We start from the raw sequence: 15,314 nt of genomic DNA, 5'->3' as shown, positions 1-15,314 counted from the left end.
CGTGAGAACCTGTGCACTTTCGGTGGATAACCGGTGGATAACTACCGCTTTTCGGTGGAAACTCCCGTGGATAACTACACAGATGTAACTACTACCCCTGGGGGTGTAGCCGTCATCGCACACTATATGTAGTATTGAGTTACTGCTTCACACGCTCCGCTGCGTCACCGTTTTACACCCACCACCGTGAACAAAGCGGAGTCTTTTTCGCGGTATCAGATTTCTCAGAATGAAAGGCCATCCGGCGATGACAATCACGGTTTACACCAAGCCCTCCTGCGTCCAGTGCACCGCTACCTACCGTGCGCTCGACAGCAAGGGCATCGAGTACGAAGTCCTCGACCTGTCGGCCGACGAAAACGCTCTCGAGCAGGTCAAGGCCCTCGGCTACCTGCAGGCCCCCGTCGTCATCACCGACGAAGACCACTGGTCCGGCTTCCGCCCCGACAAGATCTCCGAGCTGGCCGACCGCCTCGCCTGATCCGGCGCGCGGCGCTGAAACGCGCCGAGCCACCGCGCACGAGAGTGCGACGCACCACAGCAACATCACGCACCGCGCTCATCCGCAGCGCAGTCCCGAGGGGGCATCGGTCCGTTGACCAAACTGATCTACTTCTCGAGCATTTCGGGCAACACGCACCGCTTCGTCCAGAAGCTCGGTGTCGAGGCGACTCGAATTCCCCTCTACGCACGCGACCCGGCCATCACGGCCGAGGAGCCCTTCGTCCTCCTCACCCCCACCTATGGGGGAGGAGGCGAAGGCGGCGCCGTGCCCAAACAAGTCATCCGTTTTCTCAACGACGCGAATAACAGAAACCTCATCCGCGGTGTCATCGCCGCGGGGAACACCAATTTCGGCGAAGCGTATGGCATCGCCGGAGACATCATCTCGAGCAAGTGCAAGGTTCCCACCCTGTACAAGTTCGAAGTATTCGGAACCCCGGACGACGTGAGCGTGGTCCATGACGGATTGGAATCATTTTGGCAAACACACTGACAGAGGTGGCGGCGCCCCAGGCGCTCGATTACCACTCGCTCAACGCGATGCTCAACCTCTACGGCCCCAACGGTGAGATCCAGTTCGACAAAGACCGTGAAGCCGCGCGCGAGTACTTCCTGCAGCACGTCAACCAGAACACCGTCTTCTTCCACTCGCTCAAAGAGCGCCTCGACTACCTGGTCGAGAAGGAGTACTACGAGCAGGCCGTGCTCGACCAGTACTCGTTCGAGTTCATCACCAAGCTCAACGACCTCGCCTACTCGAAGAAGTTCCGGTTCCAAACCTTCCTGGGCGCGTTCAAGTACTACACGTCCTACACGCTCAAGACCTTCGACGGAAAGCGTTACCTCGAGCGCTTCGAAGACCGCGTCGTCATGACGGCCCTCGGCCTGGCCCAGGGTGACGAGAAGCTCGCCATCGGCCTCGTCGAAGAAATCATCGCCGGCCGCTTCCAGCCCGCAACGCCCACCTTCCTCAACACGGGCAAGGCCCAGCGTGGCGAGCTCGTCTCCTGCTTCCTGCTGCGCATCGAAGACAACATGGAGTCGATCGCGCGCGGCATCAACTCCGCCCTGCAGCTCTCGAAGCGCGGCGGCGGCGTGGCCCTGCTGCTCTCCAACATCCGCGAGGCCGGCGCGCCGATCAAGCAGATCGAGAACCAGTCCTCGGGCATCATCCCCGTCATGAAGCTGCTCGAAGACTCCTTCAGCTACGCCAACCAGCTGGGTGCCCGTCAGGGCGCCGGTGCCGTCTACCTGCAGGCGCACCACCCCGACATCCTGCGCTTCCTCGACACCAAGCGTGAGAACGCCGACGAGAAGATTCGCATCAAGACGCTGTCCCTGGGCGTCGTCGTGCCCGACATCACGTTCGAGCTGGCGAAGAAGGACGAGGACATGTACCTCTTCTCGCCCTACGACGTCGAGCGCGTCTACGGTGTGCCCTTCGCCGACATCTCGGTGACCGAGAAGTACCGCGAGATGGTCGACAACCCGGCCATCAAGAAGACCAAGATCAAGGCCCGCGACTTCTTCCAGACGCTCGCCGAGATCCAGTTCGAGTCCGGCTACCCGTACATCATGTACGAAGACACCGTCAACAAGGCGAACCCCATCAAGGGCCGCATCAACATGTCCAACCTGTGCTCCGAGATCCTGCAGGTGAACACGCCGACCACGTACAACGACGACCTGTCGTACGACCAGATCGGCAAGGACATCAGCTGCAACCTCGGTTCGCTGAACATCGCCCTCACGATGGATTCGCCCGACTTCGGCGCCACCGTCGAGACCGCCATCCGCGGCCTCACCTCGGTCAGCAACCAGAGCCACATCCGCTCGGTGCGCTCGATCGAAGACGGCAATGACAAGTCGCACGCCATCGGCCTCGGCCAGATGAACCTGCACGGCTACCTGGCCCGCGAGCGCGTCTACTACGGCAGCGAAGAGGGCATCGACTTCACGAACATCTACTTCTACACGGTGCTGTTCCACGCCCTGCGCGCCTCGAACAACATCTCGATCGAGCGCGGCGAGAAGTTCGACGGCTTCGACGACTCCACCTACGCCTCGGGCGAGTTCTTCGACAAGTACACCGACCAGGCCTGGGTGCCCGCGACGGCCCGCGTGGCCGAGCTGTTCGCCACGTCGAACGTGCACATCCCCACGCAGGACGACTGGAAGGCGCTCAAGGCGTCCATCCAGCAGTACGGCATCTACAACCAGAACCTGCAGGCCGTGCCGCCCACCGGTTCGATCTCCTACATCAACAACTCGACCTCGTCGATCCACCCGATCGCCTCGAAGATCGAGATCCGCAAGGAAGGCAAGCTCGGCCGCGTCTACTACCCCGCGCCGTTCATGACCAACGACAACCTGGACTACTACCAGGACGCCTACGAGATCGGCGCCGAGAAGATCATCGACACCTACGCCGCGGCAACGCAGCACGTCGACCAGGGCCTCTCGCTCACGCTGTTCTTCAAAGACACCGCCACCACGCGCGACATCAACAAGGCGCAGATCTACGCATGGCGCAAGGGCATCAAGACGATCTACTACATCCGTCTGCGCCAGCTCGCCCTCGAAGGCACCGAGGTCGACGGCTGCGTCAGCTGCATGCTGTAGCCGGCCGCCGACACACCGCGTAGAAGCATCCGAGCTGCGAAGCATCCGAGAACCACAACCGAGGACTGAGACGACATGACCATCACCGACAAGGTCAACGCCGCGGCGAACGACCCCGCACACCAGGTTCGCATCCCCCTGGTGAGCCAGGTCAACGCGATCAACTGGAACCGCATCCAGGACGAGAAAGACGTCGAAGTGTGGAACCGCCTGGTCAACAACTTCTGGCTGCCCGAGAAGGTGCCGCTGTCGAACGACGTGCAGTCGTGGAACACGCTGACGCCCGACGAGCAGCAGCTGACCATGCGCGTGTTCACGGGGCTCACCCTGCTCGACACGATCCAGGGCACCGTCGGCGCCGTGTCGCTCATCCCCGACGCCATCACGCCGCACGAAGAGGCCGTCTACACGAACATCGCGTTCATGGAATCGGTGCACGCCAAGAGCTACTCCTCGATCTTCTCGACGCTCGCGTCGACCCCCGAGATCGACGACGCGTTCCGCTGGTCGGTAGAGAACCCGAACCTGCAGAAAAAAGCAGAGATCGTGATGAACTACTACCGCGGCGACGACCCGCTGAAGCGCAAGGTCGCCTCCACGCTGCTCGAGTCGTTCCTCTTCTACTCGGGCTTCTACCTGCCCATGTACTGGTCGAGCCGGGCCAAGCTCACCAACACGGCCGACCTCATCCGCCTCATCATCCGCGACGAGGCCGTGCACGGGTACTACATCGGTTACAAGTTCCAGAAGGGTCTCGAGAAAGAGACCGAGGAGCGCCGCCAGGAGATCAAGGACTACACGTTCAACCTCCTGTTCGAGCTCTACGACAACGAGGTTCAGTACACGCAAGATCTTTACGACCAGGTCGGTCTCACCGAAGACGTCAAGAAGTTCCTGCACTACAACGCCAACAAGGCGCTGATGAACCTCGGCTATGAGCCCATGTTCCCCAAGACCGTCACCGACGTGAGCCCGGCCATCCTGTCGGCGCTCTCGCCCAACGCCGACGAGAACCACGACTTCTTCAGCGGGTCTGGCTCGTCGTACGTCATCGGCAAGGCCGTCAACACGGAAGACGAGGACTGGGACTTCTAGCCTCAGCCCCGAAACCGTCAATCGAACGAAGCGCCCCGCATCCCTCACCGGGAGTCGGGGCGCTTCGTCGTGATGGCAGCGCCGTGCGTGCCCACGGCCCCGGCCAGCGGGCGTCCCGGTCGGGGGCGGAACGTAGGATTGCCGGATGAGCGTGATCATTGCCGGATGCGGCGACCTGGGCACTGAGGCGGGGCTGCGGTTCGCGGCGCTGGGTGAGCGAGTTGTCGGGCTGCGACGCAGGCCGGAGGTGCTGCCAGCTGGGATCGAGGGGCGGGCGGCAGACCTGCGGGCCGAGACGCCCGCGATCGATGACGATGCCTCTGTTGTGATCGTGCCGTTGGCAGCCGGGCGCCGCACCGTGGAGGAGTACCGCGCGACCTATGTGGATGGCCTGCGCCGAGTGCTCGACGGCATCGAAGCGTCGCGCGCAGACCCGCGGCTGATCGTGGTCTCGTCGACCGCCGTCTACGACGTGACCGACGGAAGCGTCGTCACCGAGGAGACTCCGGCTCGGGGAGGGACGCCGACCGCGGACGTTCTGCTCGAGGCCGAGGAGTTGCTGCGTGATCGTAAGCCCGAAGCGACCCTTCTGCGGCTGTCCGGCATCTATGGCCCGGGGCGCGAGCGGCTGATCGAGCAGGTGCGCGGGGGGACGGCGACGCTTGTCCGCCCGCCCGCCATGTCCCCTCACACCAACCGCATTCATCGGGATGACGCGGCCGCTGCACTCGTGCACATCGCGGGCTTGCAGCATCCGTCGCCGCTGTACCTCGGCACCGATGACGAGCCGTCACGATTGGACGACGTGCTGAAGTTCATCGCGCGTGAGACGGGTTCGGCCGAGCCCGGGTTCGGAGACGTCGACGGGCGCCAGGCCGGAGGCGACAAGCGGCTCTCGAACGCGCTGCTGCGCTCGACGGGCTTCGAGTTCGCCTACCCGACTTACCGCGAAGGCTACCGAGCTGTGTTGGCCGGCCAGGGCATTCGACACGCGTAAAGAACCTTCCGCGGGTGGCCTGCTTTGGAGCCTTCGCCGCGAGAGAGGTACTTCGAGGTATCGGACAGGGTCAGCCCATCACGTCAGTGCCGGGTCAACGACGCACAGTTGGACTGCTCGCGCAGAGCGGGAGCCCTGATCTGGCGCCGAGCCGTGCTCGCTAGGGGATGAGCTTCTCGGCGCGGTACTGGTCGAAGAGGGCCGTGAACGAGTCGACCGTGCGGTGGTGGGTGGTGAAACCGGCGAGGCGGCTCTTCGACATATCCGTGACGACCTCCATGGTGCGACCGAGGTCGGCGTCGGTGTGCCACCAGGATGCGAGGCGCGAGACGTCCGCTTCCGCGAGGCCGTGGTCGTGCGCGATGGTCGACCAGGCCGACTCGATGCCCGCCATCTGCTGCTCGAGAGGCTGCGGTTCGGCGCCCGGGCCCACGGGCTCGACACCGAAGTAGTCGGCGAGTCGCTGCCACATCCAGCGCCACCGGAAGACGTCGCCGTTGACAACGTTGAACGGCTCGTTTCGGCCGGCCTCATGCGTCGATGCCCAGACCATCTGCTCGGCGAGCACGGTGGCGTCGGTCATGTCGGTGAGGCCGTTCCACTGCGTCTCGCTGCCCGGGAAGATGAAGGGGCGCTCGAGAACGCGGCAAATCGTGGCGTAAACGGCGAGCGTCAGGCCCATGTTCATGGCGTTGCCGACGGCGTGGCCGACGACGGTGTGCGAGCGGTGGGTCGACCAGGTGAACCCGCGGCGCGAGGCGGCCGCGAACACCTCGTCCTCCTGCGCATAGTAGAAGTTCTGCTCGGCCCGGCGCGGCTCCTCCTCGCGGAACGGCGTCTCGGGGATCTCGCCCTTGCCATAGGCGTCGAACGACCCGAGGTAGTGCTTCAGGCCCGTCATGAGGGCGACGTGTTCGAGGGGCGCATGGTCGAGGGCCGCGAGCAGATCGCGCACCATCCCGCCATTGACGCGGATGTTCTCTTCCTCGGTGGCCTGACGCGACCACGCCGTGATGTAGACGTGGCTGGGCTTCTCGGCGGCCAGTGTTTGCGAGAGGTCGGCGGCGTTCTGCAGGTCGACCGAGATCCACCGCACGTTGTCGCGCGGCGTGCCGGGGCGGCGGGAGAGGGCCAGGACTGTCCACCCGTTGGCGGCCAGCAGGTCGACGGTCGCCGAGCCGCTGATACCGGTCGCGCCGACGACGAGCGCCGTGCGGCCGGTGCCATCGAGGACGGCGGGGGAGGACAGGGACGGGGAGGTTGTCGCTGAAGAAGTCATCCCCAGGGGTAACCCGGTCGTCACGTGTCGAATTCCCGGCGCCACCAGGGCGCTACTTGCCGCCGGCGAGAACCTTCGAGATGCGTTGCAGCGAGACGCTCTGCGCCGTGCCGAGCTGCTGCGCGAACAGGCTGATGCGCAGCTCTTCGAGCATCCAGCGGGCGCGCGCCAAGTTGGGTGGGCTGTGCGGGGCCAGGGGGATGCGGCCGCCCGCCTCCGTGAAGCGTTGCGTGGCAGTCTGCACCTCGGTCATCCACACGCGGTCGCGGTTGGGGTTGTCGGCCAGGCGGTCGACGCGGTAGGCGATGCCCGCGAGGTAGCGCGGCAGGTGGCGCAGGTATTCGAGGCCCGTCGCCGACACGAAACCGGGGAACACGAGCCCGTTGCGTTGGTCGCGGGCATCGCTGAGCGCCGTGATGAGCGTCATGCTCGTGGCATCCTTGATGGCCTTGTCGACGTTGCGCGCGGCCGTGAGGATGCGAGCGACGAGGGCGACGATCTCGAACATGAGGTCCATGACCGAGGCCGATACTCGGTGGCGCACGGCCTCGAACTCGGCGCGCAGGTGCACGGCGCCGTCGGGTTTCATGCGGAACAGGACATCGTCGACGGCGGCGGCCAGGCAGTCATCGAAGAGCGCGGCGGTGGTCGTGTAGGGACTCGTGGCGAGGGTCAGCTTCTCGGCGCTCGTGAGGTGCTGCTGCACATAGGCCGCGGGGGAGGCGACCGACAGCAGCAGCAGGCGGCGCACACCGGCGGGCAACGCCTTGGCCTGCTCTTCGGGCGTCGCGAGGATGCGGATGGACACACTGTCGCCGTCGTCGACGAGCGCGGGGTAGCCACGGATCACGTTGCCGCCCAGGTTGACGTCGACGAAGCGGGGCAGCTCGTCGAGATCCCACTTTGTGAGGCCCGAGCGTTCGAGCGCGTTGGGCGTGGCCTCGGCGGCCTTGGCCACCGATGCACGGCTGCGGTGCGCCAATTGCCGCTGCAGCTCGCGCAGGTCCTTGCCCGAGGCGATGCGTCGTCCGCGCTCGTCGACCACCTTGAAGGTGACCTTGAGGTGGTCGGGCACGCGTTCGAGGTCGAAGTCGCCCGCGCCCACCTCCATGTAGGAGAGACGCTTGATCGAGTCGGTGAGCCGCGCGGCGAGCGTGTCGGCGTCGGTCGCCACCGGGGTCGGCGGCGCCTCGGGCAGCTCGTTCATGAGGCGCGTCGCCCAGTCGGCGGCCGGCACCACGTTCTTGCGGATGTGTTTGGGCAGCGATTTGATCATGGCCGTGACGAGGTCGTGGCGGAGCCCCGGCACCTGCCAGTCGAAACCGGCGGGGGAGAGCCGCGGCAGCAGCGCGATGGGCACCGTCACGGTCACGCCGTCGTCCTCCGTGCCCGGTTCGAAACGGTAGCTCAGCTTGAGGCGCTGGTCGCCCTGGCGCCACTCGGGCGGGAACAGCGACTCGTCGACATCGGGCGCGTCGTCGGGCAGCAGGTCCTCGCGGCGCATGGTGAGCAGGTCGGGGGTGGCGCGCTTGGCCTGGCGCCACCATCCCTCGAAGCTGCGCGTGCTGAACACGTCGGCGGGGATGCGCGCGTCATAGAACTCGAAGACGGCCTCGTCGTCGAACAGGATGTCGCGGCGGCGCGTGCGCTCTTCGAGCTGCGACAGCTCCTTGCGCAGCTGACGGTTCGCGCGGTCGAACTGCTGCGGCGACTCCCACTCGCCCTCGACGAGCGCGTGCCGGATGAACAGTTCGCGCGAGTGCTCGGGGTCGACGCGCGAGTACTGCATGCGCCGCCGCGGGATGATGGGCACGCCATAGAGCGTGACCTTCTCGAACGCGACGACCGAGCCCTGCTTCTTCTCCCAGTGCGGCTCGCCGTAGCTGTGCTTGCACAGGTCGCCCGCGATGGGCTCGGCCCAGGCCGGGTCGATGACGGCGTTGGTGCGCGCGAACAAGCGGCTCGTCTCGACGAGTTCAGCGCTCATGACGGCGGCGGGTTGCTTCTTCGCGAGAGCGCTGCCCGGGAACAGGGTGAAACGGGTGTGGCGGGCGCCGATGTACTCGCCCTTGCGCGCGGCACCGGACTTCTGGCCGGGCAGGGGTTTCGCTCCGCGCCCCTTCACGGGCGCCGCGACGGTCTGGTCTTTCAGGCCGATATGCGACAGCAGGCCCGCGAGCAGCGAGCGGTGGATGCCATCCGGGTTGACGGCCGGTTCGTGGATGTCGAGACCGATCGGTTTGGCCAGCTGACGCAGCTGCCGATACACGTCCTGCCACTCGCGCACGCGCATGTAGTTGAGGAACTCGGCCTTGCAGAGCCTGCGGAATGCGCTCGACGACAGCTCGGCCTGCTGCTCTTCGAGGTAGTTCCATAGATTGAGCAAGCTGAGGAAGTCGCTGGTCTTGTCGACGAACCGCGCGTGCTGCTCGTCGGCCTGCTGACGCTTCTCGAGCGGGCGCTCGCGCGGATCTTGGATGGTGAGCGCCGCGACGATCGCGATGACCTCGCGCGACGTGTTGTGCTTCTTCGACTCGACGATCATGCGCGCGAATCGCGGGTCGATGGGCAGGCGGGCCAGGTCGCGGCCGACGCGCGTCAGGCGGTGCGCGCGCGTGCCGCTGGCGGAACCGGATCGGGTCTCGGCCGCGGCCTTCTTCTCAGCGGCCGTGTCGTCGCTTCGTTCGTCGCCGGTGCCGGCGTCGCCCTTGTCAGCACGCTCAGCGCCGCGTGCCGAGGAACCCGAGCCGCGCCGTCGCGTCCGGTCATCCTCGCCGGGCTTCTGTAGCGCGCCGAGCTCGAGCAACAGGTCGACGCCGTCCTTCACGCCGCGCGAGTCGGGCGGCTGCAAGAACGGGAACGCCTCGAGGTCGCCCAGGTTGAGCGACACCATCTGCAGGATGACGGCCGCCAGGTTGGTGCGCAGGATCTCGGGTTCGGTGAACTCGGGCCGCTTCTCGAAGTCCAGCTCGCTATACAGCCGGATGGCGATGCCGTCGCTCGTGCGCCCCGACCGGCCCGAGCGCTGATTCGCCGACGCCTGTGAGATGGCCTCGATGGGCAGGCGCTGCACCTTCGACCGCACGCTGTAGCGCGAGATGCGCGCCGTGCCCGCGTCGATCACGTACTTGATGCCCGGCACCGTGATGCTCGTCTCGGCCACGTTGGTGGCGAGCACCACCCTGCGGCGCACCCCGACCCGCTTCGACGGCTGGAACACCTTCTGCTGGTCGGCCGTCGACAGGCGCCCATAGAGGGGCAGGATCTCGGTCGTGCCCGTGGCCCCCACGCGCGAGCCGTTGTACTTCGCATTCAGCGCGTCGGCGGCGTCACGAATCTCGGCCTCACCGGACAGGAAGACGAGCACGTCTCCGGATGCTTCGAGCGAGAGTTCGTCGAGGGCGTCGGCGATGCCGTCGATGTAGTTGCGGTCGTCGGTGGCCGAGGCATCCGCGGGGTCGAGTGTGCCGCCCTCACCGTCGGATGATGAGGAATCGTCGGTTGCGGCATCCGCGTCGGCGACCAGCGGGCGATACCGGATCTCGACCGGGTAGGTGCGGCCAGACACCTCGACGATGGGGGCGCCGCCGAAGTGCTTCGAGAACGACTCGGGGTCGATGGTGGCCGACGTGATGATGAGCTTGAGGTCGGGGCGCTGGGGCAGCAGCTGCTTGAGGTAGCCGAGCAGGAAGTCGATGTTGAGGCTGCGCTCGTGCGCCTCGTCGATGATGATGGTGTCGTATTTCGACAGAGTGCGATCGCGGTGGATCTCGTTGAGCAGGATGCCGTCGGTCATGAGTTTGATGCGCGTGTTCTTCGACACCTTGTCGGTGAAACGCACCTGATAGCCCACGAGCTCGCCGACCTCTTGGCCCATCTCGTCGGCGATGCGCTCGGCGATGGTGCGCGCGGCGAGGCGGCGCGGCTGCGTGTGGGCAATGTTCTCGCGGCCCAGCTCGAGGCACATCTTGGGCAGCTGCGTGGTCTTACCCGACCCCGTGGCACCCGCGATGATGATGACCTGATTGTCGCGGATGGCGCGCTGGATGTCTTCGCGCATCTGGCTGACGGGCAGCTCGGGCGGGTACGTGATCGTGGAAGACATAGCCTTCCATTCTATGCGCCGGGCGGGGGAGTGAGCGGCCGGGCTGCTCGACCGCGCAAATCAAACTTGTTGACTTAACAAACTGGTTTGCGATACAAAGTACACATGACAAATCACACACCGGCAGCCTCGAGCGCCGACGACGCCCCCGCCGACATCCGCGAGATGTTGCGGCTCAGCCAACAGCAGAGCGACAAGATGTCCTCGGTCTTCGACCGCCCGACCACCATCATCGTGCTCACATGGGGCGTGGCCTGGTTCGTCGGCTTCCTCACGCTGTGGTCCGCCACTGAGGGCAACCCCTGGTTCCGCACCCCCATCGTTCCGGCCGGCATCGTCTTCACGGTGCTCATGGTCGCGGGCATCATCGTGTCGGCGGTCGTCGGGTCGCGCACCAGCCGTGGCATGCGCGGCGCCGTTGCCTTCCAGGGCACGGTCTACGGCATCTCGTGGGCTATCGCGTGCATGGCCGTCCCCTTCTTCGGCGGCGCCCTGCTCGCCAACGGCATGTCGCCCGAGCTCGCGGCGCTCTTCTATCCGGCGGGCTATTCTCTCGTCGTGGGAATCCTCTACCTGGCCGGCGCGGCGCTCTGGAACGACAAGCCCATGCTCGGCGTCGGCATCTGGATCATCGTCGTTGGCATCGGCGCGCCCTTCTTCGGCGCCCCCACCAACTATCTCGTCATGGGGCTGCTGGGTGGCGGCGCGTTCCTCGTCTACGGAGTCTGGCTCGTGTTGCGCCAGCGCCGTCGCGTGGCCCGCTACGGCCGCACGGATGCTCGAGCGGCGGTCAACTGATGGACGACCTCGACCCCGTCATCCACGCTCAGGCGCGTCTGCGCATCACGTCCACGCTCGCGGCCCTCGACGCCGACAGCAGCATGTCATTCCCGCGGCTGCAGGAGTTGCTCGACATGACGGCTGGCAACCTCTCCACGCACCTGCGCAAGCTCGAAGACGCCCAGTATGTGACGGTCGAGAAGACCCACCACGGCCGCACGCCCGTGACCTACCTGGCGCTCAGCAAGACGGGCCGGCGCGCGTTCGAGGACTACATGGAGACGCTGCGAGCAATGCTCGGGCCGCACGCCTGAGGCCCTGTCAAGGGAGGTCGCTGCTTTTCGCTGACAGCGAGAAAAGACGGGTTCTCAGACATCCGCGGAATCAATCGGCGGGGCGAGTGCTTATCTTGAAACATGACTGAATCGACCACTGTCCCCACGCTCACGCTCAACACGGGAGCCACCATTCCCCAGCTCGGGTTCGGCGTCTTCCAGGTCGACCCCGACGAGACCGAGCGCATCGTCGCCGACGCTCTCGAGGTGGGCTACCGTCACATCGACACCGCCGCCATCTATGGCAACGAGGAGGGTGTCGGCCGCGCAATCGCGAAGAGCGGCATCCCGCGCGACGAACTCTTCATCACCACCAAGCTCTGGAACAGCGACCAGGGCACCGAGTCGGCACACGCCGCCATCGACACGAGCCTCGAGAAGCTCGGGCTCGACTACGTCGACCTCTACCTGATCCACTGGCCCACGCCCGAGAAGGGTCTTTACGTGGAGACCTGGAAGGCCATGGAAGAGATCCTCGCAAGCGGCAAGACCCGCGCCATCGGCGTCTCGAACTTCCTCGTCGAGCACCTGCAAGACATCCTCGACCTCGGCGGCACCGTTCCGGCCGTCAACCAGATCGAGCTGCACCCCGCCCTGCAGTCGCTCGAGCTCACGCAGTTCGCGCGTCAGCACGGCATCGAGATCGAAGCCTGGGGTCCGCTCGGCCAGGGCAAGTACCCGCTATTCGAAGAGGACGCCGTCGTCGCGGCCGCTGAGGCGCACGGCAAGTCGCCCGCCCAGGTGGTGCTGCGCTGGCACATCCAGAACGACAACATCGTGTTCCCCAAGTCGAACAGCCGCGAGCGCATCCAGCAGAACTTCGAGATCTTCGACTTCGAGCTGACGCCCGAAGAGGTTTCTGCCATCGACGCGCTCGAGCGTGACGGCCGCGTGGGTGCACACCCCAACGAGGTCAACTAGTTTCATCGGGCGGCCCGCGAGGGTTGCCTCTCGAGGGCCGAGACATTCAGACCGGATGTTTCGGCCCTTGTGCGTTTTGGCCGTGCCCCGCACGTGAAAGGAATCTCATGCCTCGTTTCGTTCAGTTCACCGAGTACGGAGACGTCGACCGTCTCGAGGTGGTCGACGTCGACACCCCCGAGCCCGCCGCCGGAGAGGTGCGGGTGCGGGTGACCGCCGCCGGCCTCAATCCCGTGGACTACAAGTTGCGCGAGGGTGGGCCCGCCGCAGCCGCCTTCGGCGTGAAGCTGCCGTCGGGCAACGGGAACGACTTCGCCGGCGTTGTCGACGCGGTCGGGGAGGGTGTGACGGAGTGGACGGTCGGGCAGCGCGTGTTCGGCGCTCGCCGGTTCTACGCCCAGGCCGACTACGTGATCGTGGGGCCCGAGCACGAACTTCAACCGACGCCCGAGGCGCTGCCTGACGAGGTCGCGGGAACGCTCGCGATCGCCGGGCGCACCGCCCAGGCATCCGTTCGGGCGGTGGGAGTGGCGAGCGGAGAGACGGTGCTCGTATCGGCTGCGGCCGGCGGCGTGGGCATTCTTGCCTGCCAGGTCGCTCGGCTGCGCGGTGCCACGGTCATCGGTACCGCGAGCCCCGCCAATCATGACTTCCTCCGTTCCATCGAGGTCATTCCGGTGGCCTACGGTGAGGGCCTCGTCGAACGTGTGCGCGAGCTCGCGCCGCAGGGCGTCGATGCCGTGCTCGACAATGCAGGCGCCGAGACGCAGGATGCCGGGCTCGCGCTCGGCGTCGACCCGGCCCGCATCAACACCATCGCCGACCGTGGGCACGCCGCCCGCATCGGCGCGCAGGGCGTTGGCGGCGCCAATGCCCGGCCCGACGACCTCGTCGAGATCGCCGAACGCCTGGCCGACGGATCGTTCGTGCTGCCGATCGCGCGAGCGTTCTCGCTCGACGAGGTGCGCGAGGCCTACCGTCTGCTCGAGGGCGGGCACGTGCGCGGCAAGGTCGTGCTCACGACATCCTGAGGGCATAATCGCCGGCGGGATCGGGTTGAATAAGGAGGTCGGCGAAAGTCGACAGGGTAGTGCGGCCGGGTCAGCGATCCGACCGGCGCAGAGATTTGAGGAGTCAGCTATGAGCGACAGCATCGAACAGACCGAGAGCTTCCTGGGCGAGGCGACGGACGACGCGTTCCGGCGCAGCTGGGCGGCTTGGCACCAGGCGCGTCTGCGCGCCACGCTGTCGCCGCTCGGCCTCGCGTCGCTCGCCGCCACGCACTGGCTGACCAACGAGCCGACCTCCTATGACGGGGTTCCCGGCGTGTGGTCGGCGACGCGCGACGGCGTGCGCGGTGTGGCCGACGAGCTGACCGGCTCGGCCGTGCTGCAAGACGGCGAGCCGTATGCGACCGTGGGCGGAGACGGCGTGACGCTGCGGCCCGGCCAGGAGATCGCCTGGGGTGACAAGCGGCTGCGCTACTTCGAGCGTGACGGCGTGCTGGCCCTGCGCCTGATCGACCCGGATGCTCCCACGCGCAGCGCCGTGCGCGACATCCTCGCTTTCGAACCCGACGAGAACTGGGTGTTCGAGGCGGAGTTCACCCCCGCCGACGCCGATCACCGCTTCCGGAACGAGGCGATCGACGGTCACGTGGCCGAGGAGCACCCCGCCGGAACCGTGTCGTTCGACCTGAACGGTGAGGCCGTGTCGCTGACTGTGACGGGTGGGCCGCGCGGTTTCAGCGCCGTGCTGGCCGACGGCACGAGCGGCTCGGAGACCTACCGCTTCCGATTCCTGCGCATCGACGCGCCGGGTGCCGACGGCCGCGTGCGCGTGGACTTCAACCGGCTCTACCTGCCGCCGTGCGCGTTCAGCGACTTCTACGTGTGCCCTCTGCCGCCCGCCGGCAACCGCCTCACGACGCCCATCCGCGCGGGCGAGAAGAACCTCGACCTGGTCGAGCAGCCCGCCTAGGGGGCGATCACGACAGTCCGACCGGGGCGCTCTTTACGCCGTGTTGCGGCCCGCCGTGCGGTCACGGGCAGGCGGGTCTAGCGTCGAGACATGTCTGAAAACGTGTCGTCCCGCCTGCGAGTCGTTGCCGTGTCGGGAAGCCTGCACGAGCCCAGTAAGACGACGGCGCTGATTCGCCGCATCGTCGCCGAGCTCGGTGAACGCATCGACATCGACGTGCACCTCATCGAGATCTCGAAGATCGGCCCCGAGTTCGCGGGCGCCCTGAACCGCGGCCAACTGCCCGACAGCGTCGAGCAGGAACTCGTGCGCATCGAACAGGCCGACCTGCTCGTGGTCGCCAGCCCGGTCTACCGAGGCTCGTTCACCGGGCTCTTCAAACACCTCTTCGATTTCGTCGACCAGTACGCGCTCGTCGACACGCCCGTGCTGCTGGCCGCGACGGGCGGGGGAGAGAGGCACGCCCTCATCCTCGAGCACTCGTTCCGTCCGCTGTTCGGTTTCTTCCAGGCGCTCACGCTGCCCATCGGCGTCTACGCGTCGAATTCGGACTTCGATGGCTACGAGATCCGCTCCGAGGCGCTCATCCAGCGCATCCAGTTGGCCGTCACGCGCGGCCTGCCGGTCATCGCCCGGCGAGCGTCCATCGATGAGCCCGTCTCCAGTTACGTCGGTGCCTGGTAGGCGGGCGAGCGA

General features: G+C 66.2%; 13 protein-coding genes. 11 read left to right on the top strand and 2 right to left on the bottom strand.

Going from position 1 to position 15,314, the window contains the following annotated elements; genetic code table 11:
* The first annotated feature begins 247 nt into the window (after positions 1-247).
* The 5 genes from nrdH (at position 248) to ALI44B_RS05755 (ending at position 5,218) form a co-directional block, all read left to right on the top strand.
* On the top strand, positions 248-481 hold the full coding sequence (gene nrdH / locus ALI44B_RS05775) for a glutaredoxin-like protein NrdH (protein ID WP_077053683.1): 234 nt from the start codon (positions 248-250) through the stop codon (positions 479-481).
* A gap of 114 nt (positions 482-595) precedes the next feature.
* A complete protein-coding gene (gene nrdI, locus ALI44B_RS05770; protein WP_077053682.1) occupies positions 596-997 on the top strand; it encodes a class Ib ribonucleoside-diphosphate reductase assembly flavoprotein NrdI in 402 nt (133 codons plus the stop codon).
* Positions 982-3,126 carry a class 1b ribonucleoside-diphosphate reductase subunit alpha gene (gene nrdE, locus ALI44B_RS05765; RefSeq protein ID WP_077053681.1) on the top strand — a complete coding sequence of 715 codons (2,145 nt, stop codon included), beginning with the start codon at positions 982-984 and terminating at the stop codon, positions 3,124-3,126. Before nrdI ends, nrdE begins: the two co-directional genes overlap by 16 nt.
* Before the next feature lie 75 nt (positions 3,127-3,201).
* A complete protein-coding gene (gene nrdF / locus ALI44B_RS05760) occupies positions 3,202-4,221 on the top strand; it encodes a class 1b ribonucleoside-diphosphate reductase subunit beta (RefSeq protein ID WP_077053680.1) in 1,020 nt (339 codons plus the stop codon).
* A 145-nt stretch (positions 4,222-4,366) separates the two neighbouring features.
* Positions 4,367-5,218, top strand: a complete 852-nt coding sequence (locus ALI44B_RS05755) for an NAD-dependent epimerase/dehydratase family protein (RefSeq protein ID WP_077053679.1) — start codon at positions 4,367-4,369, stop codon at positions 5,216-5,218.
* A 160-nt stretch (positions 5,219-5,378) separates the two neighbouring features.
* Here the strand turns inward: ALI44B_RS05755 and ALI44B_RS05750 are convergent, their stop codons facing one another.
* Entirely contained in the window at positions 5,379-6,497 is a 1,119-nt protein-coding gene (locus ALI44B_RS05750) for an SDR family oxidoreductase (protein ID WP_077053678.1), read from the bottom strand.
* 52 nt (positions 6,498-6,549) lie between these two features.
* Positions 6,550-10,602 carry an ATP-dependent RNA helicase HrpA gene (gene hrpA, locus ALI44B_RS05745; RefSeq protein ID WP_077053677.1) on the bottom strand — a complete coding sequence of 1,351 codons (4,053 nt, stop codon included), beginning with the start codon at positions 10,600-10,602 and terminating at the stop codon, positions 6,550-6,552.
* 105 nt (positions 10,603-10,707) lie between these two features.
* Between hrpA and ALI44B_RS05740 the strand changes: the two genes are divergently transcribed.
* The 6 genes from ALI44B_RS05740 to msuE all read left to right on the top strand — a co-directional run bounded on the left by ALI44B_RS05740 (position 10,708) and on the right by msuE (position 15,302).
* A complete protein-coding gene (locus ALI44B_RS05740) occupies positions 10,708-11,400 on the top strand; it encodes a hypothetical protein (RefSeq protein ID WP_077053676.1) in 693 nt (230 codons plus the stop codon).
* On the top strand, positions 11,400-11,696 hold the full coding sequence (locus ALI44B_RS05735) for a transcriptional regulator (RefSeq protein WP_077053675.1): 297 nt from the start codon (positions 11,400-11,402) through the stop codon (positions 11,694-11,696). Before ALI44B_RS05740 ends, ALI44B_RS05735 begins: the two co-directional genes overlap by 1 nt.
* Before the next feature lie 102 nt (positions 11,697-11,798).
* Positions 11,799-12,638, top strand: a complete 840-nt coding sequence (locus ALI44B_RS05730) for an aldo/keto reductase (protein ID WP_077053674.1) — start codon at positions 11,799-11,801, stop codon at positions 12,636-12,638.
* Positions 12,639-12,745: 107 nt separating this feature from the next.
* Positions 12,746-13,669 carry an NADP-dependent oxidoreductase gene (locus ALI44B_RS05725; protein ID WP_077053673.1) on the top strand — a complete coding sequence of 308 codons (924 nt, stop codon included), beginning with the start codon at positions 12,746-12,748 and terminating at the stop codon, positions 13,667-13,669.
* Positions 13,670-13,778: 109 nt separating this feature from the next.
* Entirely contained in the window at positions 13,779-14,618 is an 840-nt protein-coding gene (locus ALI44B_RS05720; RefSeq protein WP_077053672.1) for a DUF1684 domain-containing protein, read from the top strand.
* A 90-nt stretch (positions 14,619-14,708) separates the two neighbouring features.
* On the top strand, positions 14,709-15,302 hold the full coding sequence (msuE, locus tag ALI44B_RS05715; protein WP_238592093.1) for an FMN reductase: 594 nt from the start codon (positions 14,709-14,711) through the stop codon (positions 15,300-15,302).
* Positions 15,303-15,314 lie beyond the last annotated feature (12 nt).

This window comes from Leifsonia sp. ALI-44-B, from assembly GCF_001984125.1.
Taxonomy (GTDB): Bacteria; Actinomycetota; Actinomycetes; order Actinomycetales; family Microbacteriaceae; genus Okibacterium.
Note: the sequence above shows the minus strand (reverse complement) of the source record. Positions and strands in the feature narration are given on the sequence as shown.

Excerpts from the sequence above, each read along its gene's own strand:
- nrdH (WP_077053683.1), top strand. The coding sequence starts at position 248 with ATGACAATCACGGTTTACACCAAGCCCTCCTGCGTCCAGTGCACCGCT.
- nrdF (WP_077053680.1), top strand. The coding sequence starts at position 3,202 with ATGACCATCACCGACAAGGTCAACGCCGCGGCGAACGACCCCGCACAC.
- ALI44B_RS05755 (WP_077053679.1), top strand. The coding sequence starts at position 4,367 with ATGAGCGTGATCATTGCCGGATGCGGCGACCTGGGCACTGAGGCGGGG.
- ALI44B_RS05750 (WP_077053678.1), bottom strand. The coding sequence starts at position 6,497 with ATGACTTCTTCAGCGACAACCTCCCCGTCCCTGTCCTCCCCCGCCGTC.
- hrpA (WP_077053677.1), bottom strand. The coding sequence starts at position 10,602 with ATGTCTTCCACGATCACGTACCCGCCCGAGCTGCCCGTCAGCCAGATG.
- ALI44B_RS05740 (WP_077053676.1), top strand. The coding sequence starts at position 10,708 with ATGACAAATCACACACCGGCAGCCTCGAGCGCCGACGACGCCCCCGCC.
- ALI44B_RS05735 (WP_077053675.1), top strand. The coding sequence starts at position 11,400 with ATGGACGACCTCGACCCCGTCATCCACGCTCAGGCGCGTCTGCGCATC.
- ALI44B_RS05730 (WP_077053674.1), top strand. The coding sequence starts at position 11,799 with ATGACTGAATCGACCACTGTCCCCACGCTCACGCTCAACACGGGAGCC.
- ALI44B_RS05725 (WP_077053673.1), top strand. The coding sequence starts at position 12,746 with ATGCCTCGTTTCGTTCAGTTCACCGAGTACGGAGACGTCGACCGTCTC.
- ALI44B_RS05720 (WP_077053672.1), top strand. The coding sequence starts at position 13,779 with ATGAGCGACAGCATCGAACAGACCGAGAGCTTCCTGGGCGAGGCGACG.
- msuE (WP_238592093.1), top strand. The coding sequence starts at position 14,709 with ATGTCTGAAAACGTGTCGTCCCGCCTGCGAGTCGTTGCCGTGTCGGGA.